This window comes from Serratia sp. X10, assembly GCF_017811775.1.
Classification (GTDB): domain Bacteria; phylum Pseudomonadota; class Gammaproteobacteria; order Enterobacterales; family Enterobacteriaceae; genus Serratia; species Serratia ureilytica.
This window is the reverse complement of sequence record NZ_JAEIOH010000007.1, coordinates 152677-168326: the sequence shown is the minus strand read 5'-3', so window position 1 is coordinate 168326 and position 15650 is coordinate 152677. Positions and strand designations below refer to the sequence as shown.

Here is a 15650-nt window from a genome sequence, read left to right as displayed (position 1 = left end):
GCCGCGAAAGATGAGCAATATCCTGATTATCAACGCTAAAAAGCAATTCGGCCATTCCAACGGCGAACTCAACCAAACCCTGAGCGACGTGGCGGAAAGCTTCCTGCGCGATCTGCAGCACGATGTGCAGGTCACCGTGGTCGACGACGGTTATGACATCGAAGCCGAGGTAAAGAAATACCTGTGGGCCGACGCGGTCATCTACCAGATGCCGGGCTGGTGGATGGGCGAACCCTGGATCCTGAAAAAATACATCGATGAAGTGTTCACCGCCGGTCACGGCAGCCTGTATGCCAGCGACGGCCGCTCTCGTTCTGACGAAAGCAAAAAATATGGCTCCGGCGGCCTGATCCAGGGCAAAAAATACCTGCTGAGCCTGACCTGGAACGCCCCGCTGGAGGCCTTCACCGATCCCGATCAGTTCTTCCACGGCGTCGGCGTCGACGGCGTTTACCTGCACTTCCACAAGGCCAACCAGTTCCTGGGAATGGAAGCGCTGCCGACCTTTATCTGCAATGACGTGATAAAACAACCGGATATCGAAGCGGACATCGCACGTTATCGCGAGCATCTGGCGAAAATTTTTGCTTAACTGACGCAGAACATACTCATCAACGAGGTAAGCATGATCACCGTAATCGCAGAAATCAAAGTGAAACCCGGCCACCGCGCCACCGTACTGCAAGCCATTGAAAAGTTGGTGCCGCTGGTGCTGGCGGAAGAAGGCTGCGGCGAATACACGCCGATGGTCGACAGCAATACCCAGGCGCCGTGGCAGAAGCGGTCGCCGGATTCGGTGTTCATGCTGGAGAAATGGGAAAGCATGGCGCATCTGGAAAAACATCTGGCCATTGATCACATGCTCAAACACCGCGACACCCTCAAAGACAGCGTGCTGGACACCGAGATCTACATCCTGGAAAACGCCCTGTAAGCTCCGCCTTATAACGTCTGCGCGTCGATGTGCGCGCTGACGTAGTCCAGAAAACAGGTGATGCGCGCCGCCAATTGCGTATTGCGGTAATACACCGCATTAATCGGCTGGCGCACGTCCAGCGTCTCCTGCTCCAGCAACGTCACCAACTTGCCCGCTTCCCGATCGCGCCGGGTCATAAAGTCTGCCAGCTGTACGATCCCCTCGCCCCGCAGCGCCAATTGCCGCAGCGTTTCACCGCTGGACGCCGAGATCGTCGCGTGATGGTGAAATGCGGCGCCTGGCGATAGCGCAACGGCCACTGGTTCAGCGATTCCGGTTGGGTAAAACCGAGCAGACAATGCCGGTGCAACGCCTCCACGCTCTGCGGCGTGCCGTGCTGCTGCAGATAAGCCGGGCTGGCGAGGATGCGCAACCGGCTGGCGCCCAGCGCGCGCGCATGAATGGTCGAATCGCGCAACGCGCCGATGCGAATGGCGATATCCGTGCGTTTTTCCAGCAGATCGATGATCAGATTGTCGGTGTTCAGCTCGAGCGAAATTTGCGGATAACGTTCCCTGAACCCCGCCACCAGCGGCACGATGACGTGCTCCATAAAAGGCGCAGCCGCATTGATCCGCAGTCGCCCGGCCGGCATCTGCCGGCGCACCGCCATTTGTTCTTCGGCATTTTCCACCGAGCTGATGATCGTACGCGCATGGCTCAGGAAGCTTTGCCCCTCTTCGGTCAGCTCCAGGCGACGCGTAGTGCGGCGCATCAGGGTGGTTTCGAGCTTATTCTCCAGGCGGCTGAGCGCGCGGCTGATGCCGGAAGTCGTCTGGCCGAGCCGATCGGCGGCGGCGGTGATGGAACCGCTGTCGACCACCGAAGTGAACGCCAGCAATTCTTCGAGCGTGATCTTCATGCATTCCGGCCCAGGTTATCGGGCGCCGCATGAACGCCCTGCGGGAAAGCCGGCCCGGCGTTTCACCGGGCCAGGGTCAGGCTCAGACCGCCAATTCGGCCATGTCGCCCTTGTCTTGCAGCCAGTTGCGGCGATCTTCCGAACGCTTCTTGGCCAACAGCATGTCCATCACCGCCAGCGTCTGATCGACATCATCTTCCGCGACCGTCAATTGCACCAGACGGCGGGTGTTCGGATCGAGGGTGGTTTCGCGCAGCTGCAGCGGGTTCATCTCGCCCAGCCCTTTAAAGCGCTGGACGTTCGGCTTGCCTTTCTTGCGCTTCAGCTGTTCCAGCACGCCGGCTTTCTCTTCTTCATCCAGCGCGTAGAACACCTCTTTACCGAGATCGATGCGGTACAGCGGCGGCATGGCCACATAAACGTGCCCGCCTTTCACCAGCGAACGGAAGTGGCGCACGAACAGCGCGCACAGCAGCGTAGCGATGTGCAGGCCGTCGGAGTCCGCATCCGCCAGGATGCAGATTTTGCCGTAGCGCAACTGGCTGAGATCTTCGCTGTCCGGATCGATGCCGATCGCCACGGAAATGTCATGCACTTCCTGCGAGGCCAGCACTTCGTCCGAGGAGACTTCCCAGGTATTCAGGATCTTGCCCTTCAGCGGCATGATCGCCTGATATTCGCGATCGCGCGCCTGCTTGGCCGATCCGCCCGCCGAGTCCCCTTCCACCAGGAACAGTTCGGTCATGGCCAGATCCTGCGAGGTGCAGTCCGCCAGCTTGCCCGGCAGCGCCGGCCCGCTGGTCAGCTTCTTGCGCACCACTTTCTTGGCGGCGCGCAGACGGCGTTGGGCGCTGGAAATCGCCAGCTCGGCCAGCTGTTCCGCCGCCTGAACGTTCTGGTTCAGCCACAGGCTGAAGGCGTCTTTCACCACGCCGGAAACGAAGGCCGCGCACTGACGCGAAGAGAGACGCTCTTTGGTCTGCCCGGCGAACTGCGGATCCTGCATCTTCACCGACAGCACGTAGGCGCAGCGATCCCAGATATCCTCCGCCGACAGCTTCACGCCGCGCGGCAGGATGTTGCGGAATTCGCAGAACTCGCGCATCGCGTCCAGCAGCCCCTGACGCAGGCCGTTGACATGGGTGCCGCCCTGCATGGTCGGGATCAGGTTGACGTAGCTTTCGGTCAGCAGCTCGCCGCCTTCCGGCAGCCACAGCAGCGCCCAGTCCACCGCTTCGGTATCACCGGCGAAATTGCCGACGAACGGCGCTTCCGGCAGGGTGATCAGGCCGTTAACCGCTTCCATCAGGTAGTCGGTCAGGCCGTCCTGATAGCACCAGCGCTGCTCGGTGTTGTTCACCTTGTCGATGAAATAGATCTCAACGCCGGGGCACAGCACCGCTTTGGCTTTCAGCAGGTGAGTGAGGCGCGATACCGAGAAACGCGGGCTGTCAAAGAACTGTTCGTCCGGCCAGAAGTGCACGCTGGTGCCGGTGTTGCGTTTGCCGCAGGTGCCGGTCACCGTCAGATCTTGCACTTTGTCGCCGTTTTCGAAGGCGATGCCGTAGACGTTGCCGTCGCGGCGCACGTTGACTTCCACCCGCTTCGACAGGGCGTTGACCACCGAGATCCCAACGCCGTGCAGGCCGCCGGAGAACTGGTAGTTTTTATTCGAGAATTTACCGCCGGCGTGCAGCCGGCACAGGATCAACTCAACCGCCGGCACGCCCTCTTCCGGGTGGATGTCCACCGGCATGCCGCGGCCGTCGTCGATCACTTCCAGCGACTGATCGGCGTGCAGGATCACGTCGATACGCTTGGCGTGACCGGCCAACGCTTCATCGACGCTGTTATCGATCACCTCTTGGCCGAGGTGGTTTGGGCGCGTCGTGTCGGTATACATGCCGGGACGACGGCGCACTGGTTCTAGACCGCTGAGTACTTCAATGGCATCAGCGTTATAGCTGGATTGAGTCATCGTTGATTATTTTTTCGTGGTTAAAGGGAGGTGCCGGAACGGTCCGTCAGACCGCGTTTAGCCCTAAAAAATCCACAATCTGGGGGAAGTAGTGCTCGAAACCGACGAAGGCGTGGTTTCCACCCGACTCCACCGTTTGCCGACACGCGGTGTAATACGCCACTGCCTGGCCGTAATCGAGAATTTCATCGCCCGTTTGCTGCAGCAGCCAGATTAAATCCGGCGACTCCAAAGGATCGATCTGCATCACTTTCAGATCGTAAACGTGACGAGACTCTAACACATATTGCTGGCCGGTGTAGGGGTTCTCGTTGGCGCCGAGATAGTCGACCAGCAATTCAAACGGCTTGACCGCCGGGTTGACCACCACCGCCGGCAGCGAAAAACACTGCGACAGCCAGGTGGCGTAATAGCCGCCCAGCGAGGACCCCACCAATCCGAGCGTTTGTCCGGCGCGTTCCAGCACCAGATTTTCCAGCATCTCGGCGGCCTCCGCCGGAAAGGCCGGCAGCTGCGGCACCAGCATCTCGATAGCGGGATGGTGTTCGGTCAGCCAGGCCTTGAAGGCCACCGCCTTGGCCGACTGCGGCGAGCTGTTGAAACCGTGCAGGTAGAGCAGTGTTGAAGGCATCAGTATCCATCCGAGTCCATATCGGGGCGGAAATCGTCGTTTTCCAGGCGGAACACCTGCGTCTCGACGCGGCCGTCCGGCAACAGATCGAGGTAACGCCAGCCGGGGGAGACGTCGTCGATGGTAAAGTTAGTGCAGTGCGGCTTGAATTGCACGCAGGTGGACGGCGTCGCCAACAGGCGCCGGCCCTGCCATTCCAGATCCAGATCCTGGTGAATATGACCGCACACCACGGTATTCACCTTCGGGTAGCGCAACAGGATCGCGCCCAGCATATGCGGGTTGCGCAGGCTGTGCTGATCGAGCCAGGTGCAGCCGGAAGGCAGCGGATGGTGGTGCAGCAGCAACAGCGTGTAGCGCTCGGGGTGCGCCTGCAGGCAGCGTTCCATCCACTCGAGCTGGTATTCGCTCAGCTCGCCGTGCGGTACGCCGAACACCTGGCTGTCCAACATCAGCACCTGCCAGTTATCGCCCAGCAGCACCTGCTTGGAAGGGGCGATGCCGGCGGCGGCCAACGCGTCGACCATCGCCGGTTGGAAATCGTGGTTGCCCGGCAGCCACACGCACGGAGCCGGCAGTTGCGCAATGCCGGCGGCGAAGTGGCGGTACGCCTCCTGCGAATGATCCTGCGCCAAATCTCCCGTGGCGACGATCAAGTCAACATCGCGGCGCTGCGCCTGAATGGCGTTCAGCACCGCGTGATAGCTGCGATAGGTATTGATGCCGAGCAACGTCTCGTGTTCGCCGGCAAAAAGGTGGGTATCTGTTATTTGTAGAATCCTGACCGCGGCCCCACTCGCCACGGGCAGTTTAAACAGGCTTTCCAAATGGTGTCCTTTGTTATTTCAGTCTGTCTAACAAACCGGAACCGCCATCGCTCCATGCGCCAAACAGTAGCGCAGCCAATCAGCAAGAAACTGGTTAATTTGATGCTTTTCGTCGCGTTGATGCAACTTTTTATTAGGATAATCATAACGCGCTTTAAAGCGGTAGATCTGCTGACTGGAACACACTTCCGCAACCATGGCGTCATGGTATAACCGCACCGTCATCGCGGGCAGGCTCCAGTAGCTGACCGCCGGAAAGATCTGCTCGATCGCCACCAGCGACGTGTAACGCGTGGACTCAACGATGGTCAAACGATAGCCGGCGCCATTCACCTGATAAGTCACCGTTTCGCCCGCTTCGTCGTTGCGCGGCAGCAAGCGGCGCAATTGCGCGAAGTTGGTTTCGCACAATCTCATCATTTCGGGGAAATCAGGGGTATAGCGCTGTTTCATTAGTTGGCCCACTCTTTTCTCAACGATTCATGGTGCAACGCCAGCCATTGCAATGCAATCACTGATGCGGCGTTATCGATCGCGCCCTCTTCCACCCAGCGGTAAGCCTGCTCGCGGCTGACCACATGGACGCGAATATCTTCATGCTCTTCCGCCAGGCCGTGGATGCCCTCGGCGGTGCCGGCGTCCACCTCGCCGACCATGATCGACAAGCGTTCGCTGGTGCCGCCGGGGCTGGCCAGATAGCTCAGCACCGGCTTGCAGCGCCCGACCACCACGCCGGCTTCTTCCTGCGCTTCGCGGCGGCATACGTCTTCGACGCTTTCGCCGGTTTCGATCATACCCGCCACCATTTCCAGCAGCCAGGGTGAATTACTGGTATCGACCGCGGCGATGCGCAGTTGTTCAATCAGCACCACTTCATCGCGCACCGGGTCGTAGGGCAGCAGCACCGCCGCATGGCCGCGTTCGAAAATTTCACGCGTGATTTCAGGACTCATTTCACCATTGAACAAGCGATGGCGAAACCGGTATAAATTGAGTGAAAAAAAACCACGGTACAGCGTCTCGCGTGCAATAATTTCTACATCTTTTTTATCGAAGGTGACGGGTGACGGCTGCGAACGGTTCATGCGCGAATTCTCCTGCGTGAGTATGCCGATAAAATAAACGGTTTTGATGACAGAAACAGCGGGTCTCACCGCCGCCGCTTTATGTTAGGCTGTTTTTCGCCGCCGGACGCGGCGCGTTTGTGCGCTCGCGGGTAATAGCGGGAAACAATCCTGATTGTCAGCCATAATATCAGCTGCAGTCGGCCCGGGCAGTACGCCAAGGTAAATGGGCGGTCTGAAAGGTAAAAGTTACGTGAGATGGCACATTCAGCCACCTGATGCGTACCGCAGACTCTGCTAGAATCGGCAACTATTTCGTCTATCGTCAGCGCTAACATAGCAATATTGCTGCACAACAAGGAATGCAAATGAAGAAACTGCTCCCCCTTCTTATCGGACTGAGCCTGGGCGGCTTCAGTGCAATGAGCCAGGCAGAGAACCTGCTGCAGGTCTACAAACAGGCCAGGGAAAGTAACCCGGATCTGCGCAAAAGTGCTGCTGACCGCGACGCCGCATTCGAAAAGATCAATGAAGCGCGCAGCCCGCTGCTGCCGCAGCTCGGTTTAACCGCAGGTTATGATTACACCAACGGTTATCGTGACAGCAATGGCGTTAACAGCAACGTCACCAGCGGTTCGCTGGCATTGACGCAGACCCTCTTCGACATGTCGAAATGGCGCCAGCTGACGCTGCAGGAAAAGAGCGCCGGCATCTCCGACGTCACCTTCCAGACCGCAGAGCAGTCGCTGATTCTCAACACCGCCACCGCCTACTTTAACGTGCTGAAGGCGATCGACACGCTGTCGTACACCCAGGCGCAGAAAGACGCGGTGTACCGCACGCTGGATCAAACCACTCAGCGCTTCAACGTGGGCCTGGTGGCGATCACCGACGTGCAGAACGCCCGCTCGAACTATGACACCGTGCTGGCGGCGGAAGTCTCCGCCCGCAACGATCTGGACAACGCGCTGGAAACGCTGCGTCAGGTCACCGGCAGCTTCTATCCTGAGCTGGCCTCGCTGAACACCGATCGCTTCAGCACCCAGCGCCCGGAAGCGGTGAACAACCTGCTGAAAGAAGCGGAGGCGCGCAACCTGAGCCTGCTGTCCGCCCGCCTGAGCCAGGATCTGGCGCGCGAGCAAATCCGCGCAGCCCAAACCGGCTATATGCCGACGATTGACGTCAGCGCGTCAACCGGCATCAGCAATACCAAATACAACGGCTCAAAGACCGGCGGCGCGAATGCTGCACGCTACAGCGACTCCGATGCGGGCCAAAATAAAGTGGGCATCAGCTTCAATCTGCCGCTGTACAGCGGCGGCGCGACCAACTCGCAGGTTAAACAAGCGCAGTACGGCTTTGTCGGCGCCAGCGAGCAGCTGGAAAGCGCTCACCGCAGCGTGGTGCAGACCGTGCGTTCATCGTTCAACAACGTTAACGCTTCGATCAGCAGCATCAACGCCTATAAACAGGCGGTGATCTCCGCGCAGAGCTCCCTGGACGCGATGGAAGCCGGTTATCAGGTCGGTACCCGCACCATCGTCGATGTGCTGGACGCCACCACCACGCTGTATAACGCCAAACGTCAGCTGTCCGACGCGCGTTATACCTATTTGATCAACCAGCTGAACATCAAGTCGGCGCTCGGCACGCTGAACCAGAACGATCTGCTGCTGCTGAACGGCGCGTTGGGCAAGCCGGTATCGACCGCGCCTGACGCCGTCGCACCGCAAAACCGCGCGCAGGACGCCTATGCGGACGGTTATCAGGACAATGCGCCGATGCAACAGACTGCGGCGCCAGCGCCGGCGGCCACTCGCGCATCCGCGCCGGCCGTTACCACCAGCCAACCGGCTCGCCACAGCGGTAACCCATTCCGCAACTGATGTCCGCACGCTGACAAACACGGGGTCCGGCCTGCGCCGCGCCCCGTTTTTTTTGTCCCGATTTTCCCCGCTTCTGCCCGCCGCCTCACAGCCACCGCCGCGCCAGGTGATATCATCGTCACTCTCGTTTTCGCAGTTGGATGAGGTTCGATGGACAACGATTCACGTTGGCAGCAACTGATTAACGACGGCGAACTGCCGCCGCCGCTGCGCCCGACGCCGGCGGTGTATGCCTCCTGGCTGCGTTGCCGCAGCCTGATGCAGCCTGATGTCTGGCAAGCGCCGCACCGCGCGCAGGGCGCGACCTTCGAATCGATTTGCCGCCGCAAGAACGATCTGCTGACGCTCGGCCAGGCGGCGCTGGAAGACGCCTGCGAATACATGGAGCCGCGGCGTTGCCTGCTGATGATCCTCGACGAGAGCGGCTGCATGCTGTGGCGCTGCGGCGACGCCCAAACCTGGGAGATTCTGCAGCAACTGGGATTCGCCCCCGGCGCTTACTGGGCCGAAGGACAGATCGGCACCAATGCCCCGGCGCTGGCGGCGGCGGAAGGCCACCCGGTGCGGGTGAGCGGTGAAGAACACGTGCGCCGGGCGCTGCACGGCTGGTCGTTCTGCGCCACGCCGGTCTACGACAACAGCGGCCGCCAGCGCGGCTCGATCGCCCTGGGTTGCCTGCTGGCCGACAGCGCTGCCGGCGATCTGTCGCTGACGCTGGCCATCGCCCGCGAAATCGGCAACTCGCTGAACGCCGACAGCCTGCTGGCGGAATCCAACCGCCATCTGAATCAGCTTTACGGGCTGCTGGACGGCGTGGACGACGGCGTCATGGCCTGGGATCACCGCGGCTACCTGCAATACATCAACCAGCGCGCCGCCGGCCTGCTGAAGCTGGACGAACAGCAGAGTCAGGGCAAGCCGTTGGCGCAGTTGCTGACGCTGCCCGCGCTGCTCAAGCGCGCCATCGCCGACCGCCAACCGTTGCAACACGTCGAAGTCACCTTCGAAAGCCAGCGGCAGTTTATCGCCGCCTTGCTGACGCTCAAGCCGATTTTCGACGGCGATCGCTGCAGTTTCATCGCCCTGCTGCACCCGCTCGAACGGCTGCGTCAGTATGTCAGCAGCCAGCTGGGGCGCGTCAGCCACAGCTTCGAGCAGATGCCCTCCGCCTCGCTGGAAATGCGGCGACTGATCCGTTACGGCCAGCAGGCGGCCAAAGGCCAGCATCCGATCTTGTTGCGCGGGGAGGAAGGCGTCGGCAAAGAGCGGCTCAGCCAGGCTATCCACAACGCCAGCGAGCGCGCCGCCGGGCCGTATATTGCCCTCAACTGCCAACTGCTGCCGCAGGCACAGGGGCTGCGTGAGCTGCTGGGCAGCGACGCCAGCGAAGAAGAGGCGGGCCAGCTCAGCAAATTCGAATTGGCTAACGGCGGCACGCTGTACCTGGAACAGATCGAATACCTGCCGGCGGAGATGCAGTCGGCGCTGCTGCAGGTGCTGAAAACCGGCGTGGTGATCCGCCTCAATTCCAGTCGGGTGATCCCGGTCGATGTGCGGGTGATCGCCGGCAGCGCCGCCGATCTGCCGCTGCTGGTGCAACAAAACCGCTTCCGCCGCCAGCTGTTTTACAGCCTGCAGGCGTTCGAGATCCAAATCCCGCCGCTGCGCCAGCGGCTGAGCGATATTCCACTGCTGGTCAAACACCATCTGGGCACGCTGGAGCAACATTTTCAGTGTCGCTTCCGGGTGGATGACGAGGTGATGGCTCAGTTGACGCTCTATCTGTGGCCGGGCAACGATTTGGAACTGAAAGGGGTGGTGGAGCGCGCGGCGATGATTTGCCACGGCCACCACATCCAGCTGGCGGACCTGCCGGCGCACCTGCTCGGCCAGCCGTCGCTGCTGGAAAGCGATCCGCAGCCTGACGCGCCGCTGTTGACGCTGACGGACATGGAGCGCCAGGCGATCCTGCGGGCGGCGACCGTCAGCCGCGGCCAGCTGACGGAAATGGCGCAGCTGCTGGGCATCGGCCGCACCACGCTGTGGCGGAAGATCAAACAGCACGGGATCGACATCCGCCAGTTCAAGCTGCGCGCCTAGTGGCTGAGCTGCAACACCCCGCGCGCGGCGTCCAGCATCGCCTTCTGGCCGCTGCGGGTTTTGCTCAGGCAATCCTGCATGCCGACCACCATCGGAATGCCCATCGCCTTCGCCAGAATGGCGCTGTGCGAGAGGGCATTGCCGCCGCTCAGGCAGATGCCGAGCACCAGTCGGCGATCCAGCATCACCACCTCCGAAGGCATCAGCTCATCCATCACCAATATTGACGGCTCTGCGAGCGCAATGATCGGCAGTGGCTGCCCCTGCAGGTGGCACAGCGTGCGGCGCAGCATGTCGCGCACGTCCAGTTCGCGCGCCCGCATGTAGTCGTCATCCAACTCGCGGTACTCTTCGGCGATCGCCTCCAGCACCTGCCGCCAGGCCTGCTCGGCGCTGCACAGCTGCTGCGCGATGCGGGTGTAAGCCGCCTGCTGCAGATCCGGATCGTCCAGCAGCATGCTGTGAGCGCCGAAGATCGCCGCCTGCGGCTTGCCGATCAAGGTGCCGGTGCGCTCCGCCAGCCGGTTGAGATCGCTCAACGTTTGCTGCAGCGCCTCCCGCAGGCGTTGCTGTTCGCCCAACACCTCGTCCGCGCCTATCCGGCGCTCGGCGGTTGGCGGCCAGACACTGCGGGCCTGAAACACCGGCCCGCTGGTGACGCTTTCCGCCACCGGAATGCCGTGTAGCGAAGGCTGCTGCCGCTCGGAGACCGTCTCGCCGAAGTGTTGCTCCGCCAGCGCCTTGAACGCCGCCAGCGCCTCGTCCGCCTGCGCGCCGTCGGCGATCAAACGAATGGTGTCGCCGTGGCGCACCTGCAGCAGCGCCAGCTGATTAAGGCTGCGCGGATCGACACACTGCCCCTGTTTTTCCAGCACCAGCTCGGCCTTGAACGGCGCCAGCGCTTCGACCAGCCGCGCCGCCGGGCGCGCGTGCAGTCCGTGCGGGTTCTGCACCGTCCAGGTTGCGCTTTTGCCCTGCGCCAGCGGCAAAGCCGCGCGCTTCGCCGTAGGTGAAGCCTCGCCCAGCTGCGCCTGCTTGGCCTGCAGCGCCCCCTGCGCCTCCGCCACCACCTGCTCCAGCGAAGCGCCGGAGTTGGCGGCCACCACCGCCGCCAGCGTACCTTCAACCAGCGGCGCGGCGCACAGCCGCACTTTGGCGGCCAAATCCGGATCCAGCAGATCGAGCGCGGTTTCGGCACTGAGCAGCGCGCTGCCCAGATCCATCAGCACCAGAACGCCGTCGCCGTCGGCGACCGCTTCGATCGCCTCCATCACTTTGACCGCGTCGGTGCCGATCGGGTGCTGCTCGTCATCCACGCCCGCCGCCAGCGCCAGTTTGCAGCCGTCGCCGCGCATCATCTGCCGCGCCAACTGCTCAACGCCGCGCGCCAGCAACGCGCTGTGCGAAACCACCACGATATTAATCATCTCGCCTCCTGCTAACTGCCGGCAACCTCGGCCAGCGTTTTCATCATCAACATCACCGAAGTGGCGCCGGGATCCTGGTGGCCGATGCTGCGCTCGCCCAGATAACTGGCCCGCCCCTTGCGCGCCTGCATGGTGATGGTGCTCTCCACCGCCCGCTCGGCGCTGTCGGCGGCGCGCTGCAGCGCCTCCGCCACGCTCAGGTTCTGCTGTGCGGACTGGCCGAGGCTTTCCACCACCGGCCACCAGGCATCGCACATGGTCTTGTCGCCCGGCTCCGCCTTGCCGCGCATCACCACGCCTTCCACCCCTTCCTGCATCATTTGATGCAGCTCCGCCAGATCCAGGCTTTGCTTGGCGTTCGCCGCCTGCGCCGCGCGGATGAAGAAGGTGCCGAACAGCGGGCCGCTGGCGCCGCCTACGCTCGACAGCAGCGTCATGCCGGTGTTTTTCAGGATAAAGCCGATATCCTTGTCCGCCACCGACGGCAGCTTTTCCACCACCTTATTGAAACCGCGATTCATGTTCAGGCCGTGATCAGCATCGCCGATCTCGGTGTCCAGTTGGGTAAGAAAATCGCGCTCCCGGCTGAACACTTCGCCGCAACGCATCAGCCAATCGACGACCTGTTGTTTGGTCAACGCCATGATTCCTCCTCAGCAACCCCAACGCAGCGCAGGCGTTTTCACCGGCGCATCCCACAAGGACAACAGTTCGTCGTCCACGTTCAACAACGTGATGGACACGCCCTGCATATCGAGCGAAGTGCAATATGCGCCCACCAGGTTGCGTTCGATGATGATGCCCGCCTCGGCGCAGCGCTCCGCCAGCCGATGGTACACGCCGTACAGCTCGGACAGCGGCGTGGCGCCCAGGTTGTTGACCAACGCGATCACCCGATCGCCGCGCGTCAGCGGCTGCTTGGTCTGCATCTCGTCGCGCCACTCGCCCTGTTGGCGATCCCAGACGCGGATCGTGCGCTGATAGTGGCCGTGGTCGATCAGCGTATGGAACATGTCGTCCACCGCCGCGTTGAGCGTGGTGAACGGACGGCGTGCAATGCCCGGCTCGCCGTGAATGCCGACGCCGAACTCCATCTCGTTCTCCGCCAGGGTGAACGACGGTTTGCCGGCGGCGGGAACGGTACAGGCGCCCAGCGCGATGCCGATCGAATGCCCGTGGTTGTTGATGCGATGCCCCAGCGTCACCACGCTGTCCAGATCGTCGCCGCGCGCCGCGGCGGCGCCCAGCAATTTCTCCATCAGCACGGTGTTGGCCACCCCGCGCCGCCCGGCGGTGAACAGGCTGTCCTTGACCGCCACGTCGTCATCCACCAGCACCGTCGCCACCGCGACGCCGCTGTCGTGCAGCAGCTCGGTGGCGGTTTCGAAGTTGAGCACGTCGCCGGTGTAGTTCTTGATCAGCAGCAGCACCCCGGCGCCGCCGTCGATCGCCTGACCGCACTCGTACATTTTATCCGGCGTCGGCGAGGTGAAAATCTCGCCCGGACAGGCGCCGTCGAGCATCCCTTCACCGACAAAACCGCAGTGCATAGGCTCGTGGCCGCTGCCGCCGCCGGACAGGATCGCCACTTTGCCCGCTACCGGCGCGTCGGCGCGGGTGACGAACGCCGGATCCGCATGCACCAGCAACTCGGGATGAGCCTCCGCCAGCCCCTGCAACTGCTCTTCCAACACCGACTCGACCTGATTAATCAGTTTTTTCACGATGGTTTCCTCTGTAAGCCAGGGGCGCGGCGCACCGCGCCCCAACGGTATCAATGACGCAGCAGCCAGGCGGCGCCGAGCCGATCCGCCGTCAGGATCGCCGCCTGCACGCCGGCAGGGGTGACCTTGAACGGCATGTTGTGAATGGTTTCGCCGGCGGCGCAGCTGGCCTCGGCCACCGCCATCGTCTTCGTCGCCGCGTCGCCGGTAACGCCCATCTGCGCCAGCGTGATCGGCAAGCCGATGCCATGACAAAACGCCAGCACGGTTTCAATCTGCGCCATCGGGCTGTTCTGCAGCACCAGCTGCGCCAGGGTGCCGAACGCCACTTTTTCGCCGTGATACAGGTGGTGACACTCCTCCAGCACGGTGAAACCGTTGTGAATGGCGTGCGCCGCCGCCAGCCCGCTGCTCTCAAAGCCGATGCCGCTCAGATACGTATTGGCCTCAATGATGCGTTCCACCGCCTCCGTCACCACGCCGGCCTCGACCGCCAGCTTGGCCTTCACCCCTTCGGCCAGCAGCGTGTCGTAGCACAGCCGCGCCAGACTGAGCGCCGCCAGCGTCGATTTGCCGCCGGCCATGCTGGTGGCCTGAGCGTCGAAGCAGGCCTGCGCTTCGAAATAGGTGGAGAGCGCGTCGCCCATGCCGGCTACCAGCAGGCGCACCGGCGCTTTGGCGATGATGGCGCTGTCCATCACCACCATGTCCGGGTTGCGCGGGTAGATCAGGTATTCGGCGAATTCGCCCTGTTCGGTGTAGATAACCGACAGCGCGCTGGTCGGCGCATCGGTGGAGGCGATGGTGGGAATGAGCACCACCGGCAGCCGTTGGTAGTGGGCGACAGCCTTGGCGGTGTCGAGCGTCTTGCCGCCGCCGACGCCGATCACCCCGCGGCAGCCGTGGGTCTGCAGCTCGCGGCCAAGCCGGTCTATCTCTTTACGGCAGCACTCGCCGTTGAAACGGGCCGCATGATGTTTCACGCCGTGCTGCTGCAGGCTGCCCATCAGGGTGTCGCCCGCCAGCTGCATCACGAAGTCGTCGGCGATCACGAAATAATGGTCGGCGAGGGATTTGGCGTATTCGCCGACGGCGGCCAGCGCATTGGCGCCCTGAATGTATTTGCCTGGTGACTGGATGATTCTCAACATAACCGGATCCTTGTAGGGAGTTGGCGATGGTACGTTCAGATATCAGGTGATGACGCGCCGACTTCGCCGCCGGCTTGTTGTTGTGCTTCGACTATGAGCGCCCGCCGCCCGCCTGGCGAGCCACGCGATTTTTGTTTCATTATGGAACATCATCATAGCGATAACGTTTCATGATGAAACGCCATCGCGCGTTTTTTCGCCGCGAAAGCGAACTGGCGCACACCCCAACGTATAACTGCGTAAAGAGTGGATTCTGCGGGCGTTTCAGCTTTAATTTTGACCATGTTTCCCCTATCCTTAGCGCCACTACTGGGAAAGGGCGAAAACAGCCCGCATGATGGGATTGATAACGATGAAACGGACAAAAAACATCAACCAAGAGACGTTCCGCAAATCCTGGCGCAGCTACCGTGTCGCGCCCGTGGCCTTGGCGATCAGCGCCGTCTTTATGCTGGCTGGCTGCGAGAAGAGCGATGAAACGGTCTCCCTGTATCAGAATGCCGATGACTGTTCGCGCGCCAACCCTTCGATGAGCGAGCAGTGCACCACCGCCTACAACAACGCCCTGAAAGAAGCGGCGAAAACCGCGCCGAAATACGCCACCCGCGAAGACTGCGTCGCCGAGTTCGGCGAAGCGCAGTGCACCCAGGCGCCGGCTCCGGCGCAGGCCGGCATGGCGGCGGAATCGCAAAGCAGCGGTAGCTTCTGGATGCCGCTGATGGCGGGCTACATGATGGGCCGCCTGATGGGCGGTTCCGGCTTCGCGCAGCAGCCGCTGTTCACCTCCAAGAACGCCGCCAGCCCGGCGAACGGCAAGTTTGTCGACGCCAGCGGCAAGAGCTACGGCCCCGCCACCGCCGGCGGCCGCACCATGACCGTGCCGAAAACCGCCATGGCGCCAAAGCCTGCGGTCACCAACACCGTAACCCGCGGCGGTTTCGGCGAGACCGTGGCCAAGCAGACCAGCATGCAGCGCAGCAGCGCCACCTCCAACTCCGGCTCTCGCAGCATGGGCGGTTGATGC

The 15650-nt window shown here is 62.1% G+C and carries 15 protein-coding genes and 1 pseudogene; 5 read left to right on the top strand and 11 right to left on the bottom strand.

Annotated elements, in window-relative coordinates; genetic code table 11:
* Window positions 1-10: 10 nt before the first annotated feature.
* Both J9788_RS20530 and J9788_RS20525 read left to right on the top strand, forming a co-directional pair.
* On the top strand, window positions 11-592 hold the full coding sequence (locus J9788_RS20530) for an NAD(P)H-dependent oxidoreductase (protein ID WP_042785391.1): 582 nt from the start codon (window positions 11-13) through the stop codon (window positions 590-592).
* Window positions 593-625: 33 nt separating this feature from the next.
* A complete protein-coding gene (locus J9788_RS20525) occupies window positions 626-934 on the top strand; it encodes a putative quinol monooxygenase (protein WP_182265441.1) in 309 nt (102 codons plus the stop codon).
* Window positions 935-942: 8 nt separating this feature from the next.
* On the opposite strand, the pseudogene J9788_RS20520 reads toward J9788_RS20525, so the two are convergent.
* From J9788_RS20520 to nudF, 6 genes and pseudogenes are all read right to left on the bottom strand, one after another.
* Window positions 943-1838 (bottom strand): annotated as a pseudogene (locus tag J9788_RS20520) (LysR substrate-binding domain-containing protein).
* A gap of 82 nt (window positions 1839-1920) precedes the next feature.
* Window positions 1921-3816 carry a DNA topoisomerase IV subunit B gene (gene parE, locus J9788_RS20515; protein ID WP_025304305.1) on the bottom strand — a complete coding sequence of 632 codons (1896 nt, stop codon included), beginning with the start codon at window positions 3814-3816 and terminating at the stop codon, window positions 1921-1923.
* 46 nt (window positions 3817-3862) lie between these two features.
* Window positions 3863-4447 carry an esterase YqiA gene (gene yqiA / locus J9788_RS20510; RefSeq protein WP_182265442.1) on the bottom strand — a complete coding sequence of 195 codons (585 nt, stop codon included), beginning with the start codon at window positions 4445-4447 and terminating at the stop codon, window positions 3863-3865.
* Window positions 4447-5274, bottom strand: coding sequence for a 3',5'-cyclic-AMP phosphodiesterase (gene cpdA / locus J9788_RS20505; protein WP_142076077.1), 828 nt, complete (start codon window positions 5272-5274; stop codon window positions 4447-4449). The genes yqiA and cpdA overlap by 1 nt, the downstream gene beginning before the upstream one ends.
* Window positions 5275-5301: 27 nt before the next feature.
* Complete coding sequence (locus tag J9788_RS20500; protein WP_046897289.1) at window positions 5302-5727, bottom strand: DUF1249 family protein; 426 nt, start codon at window positions 5725-5727, stop codon at window positions 5302-5304.
* The gene (gene nudF, locus J9788_RS20495; RefSeq protein ID WP_004937242.1) at window positions 5727-6359 is read right to left on the bottom strand and encodes an ADP-ribose diphosphatase; all 633 of its coding nucleotides are present in this window, start codon (window positions 6357-6359) and stop codon (window positions 5727-5729) included. The genes J9788_RS20500 and nudF overlap by 1 nt, the downstream gene beginning before the upstream one ends.
* A 347-nt stretch (window positions 6360-6706) precedes the next feature.
* Here nudF and hasF point away from each other — a divergent pair, with 347 nt between their 5' ends.
* The gene (hasF, locus tag J9788_RS20490; protein WP_046897288.1) at window positions 6707-8224 is read left to right on the top strand and encodes a multidrug efflux transporter outer membrane subunit HasF; all 1518 of its coding nucleotides are present in this window, start codon (window positions 6707-6709) and stop codon (window positions 8222-8224) included.
* Window positions 8225-8374: 150 nt separating this feature from the next.
* Window positions 8375-10324, top strand: coding sequence for a dihydroxyacetone kinase operon transcriptional regulator DhaR (gene dhaR, locus J9788_RS20485; RefSeq protein ID WP_182265443.1), 1950 nt, complete (start codon window positions 8375-8377; stop codon window positions 10322-10324).
* Here dhaR and dhaM read toward each other — a convergent pair.
* From dhaM to J9788_RS25190, 5 genes are all read right to left on the bottom strand, one after another.
* Window positions 10321-11751: a dihydroxyacetone kinase phosphoryl donor subunit DhaM gene (gene dhaM / locus J9788_RS20480; RefSeq protein WP_182265444.1), complete on the bottom strand. Its 1431-nt coding sequence runs from the start codon at window positions 11749-11751 to the stop codon at window positions 10321-10323. The genes dhaR and dhaM overlap by 4 nt on opposite strands.
* A gap of 11 nt (window positions 11752-11762) precedes the next feature.
* Entirely contained in the window at window positions 11763-12395 is a 633-nt protein-coding gene (gene dhaL, locus J9788_RS20475; RefSeq protein ID WP_046897285.1) for a dihydroxyacetone kinase subunit DhaL, read from the bottom strand.
* Between the two features lie 9 nt (window positions 12396-12404).
* Window positions 12405-13475, bottom strand: coding sequence for a dihydroxyacetone kinase subunit DhaK (dhaK, locus tag J9788_RS20470; RefSeq protein WP_033644603.1), 1071 nt, complete (start codon window positions 13473-13475; stop codon window positions 12405-12407).
* A gap of 50 nt (window positions 13476-13525) precedes the next feature.
* Entirely contained in the window at window positions 13526-14626 is a 1101-nt protein-coding gene (locus tag J9788_RS20465; protein WP_046897283.1) for a glycerol dehydrogenase, read from the bottom strand.
* Window positions 14627-14778: 152 nt separating this feature from the next.
* A complete protein-coding gene (locus J9788_RS25190) occupies window positions 14779-14910 on the bottom strand; it encodes a hypothetical protein (RefSeq protein ID WP_255552501.1) in 132 nt (43 codons plus the stop codon).
* Window positions 14911-14978: 68 nt separating this feature from the next.
* On the opposite strand from J9788_RS25190, the gene J9788_RS20460 reads away from it, so the two are divergent.
* Window positions 14979-15647 carry a DUF1190 family protein gene (locus J9788_RS20460; RefSeq protein ID WP_033644601.1) on the top strand — a complete coding sequence of 223 codons (669 nt, stop codon included), beginning with the start codon at window positions 14979-14981 and terminating at the stop codon, window positions 15645-15647.
* Window positions 15648-15650 lie beyond the last annotated feature (3 nt).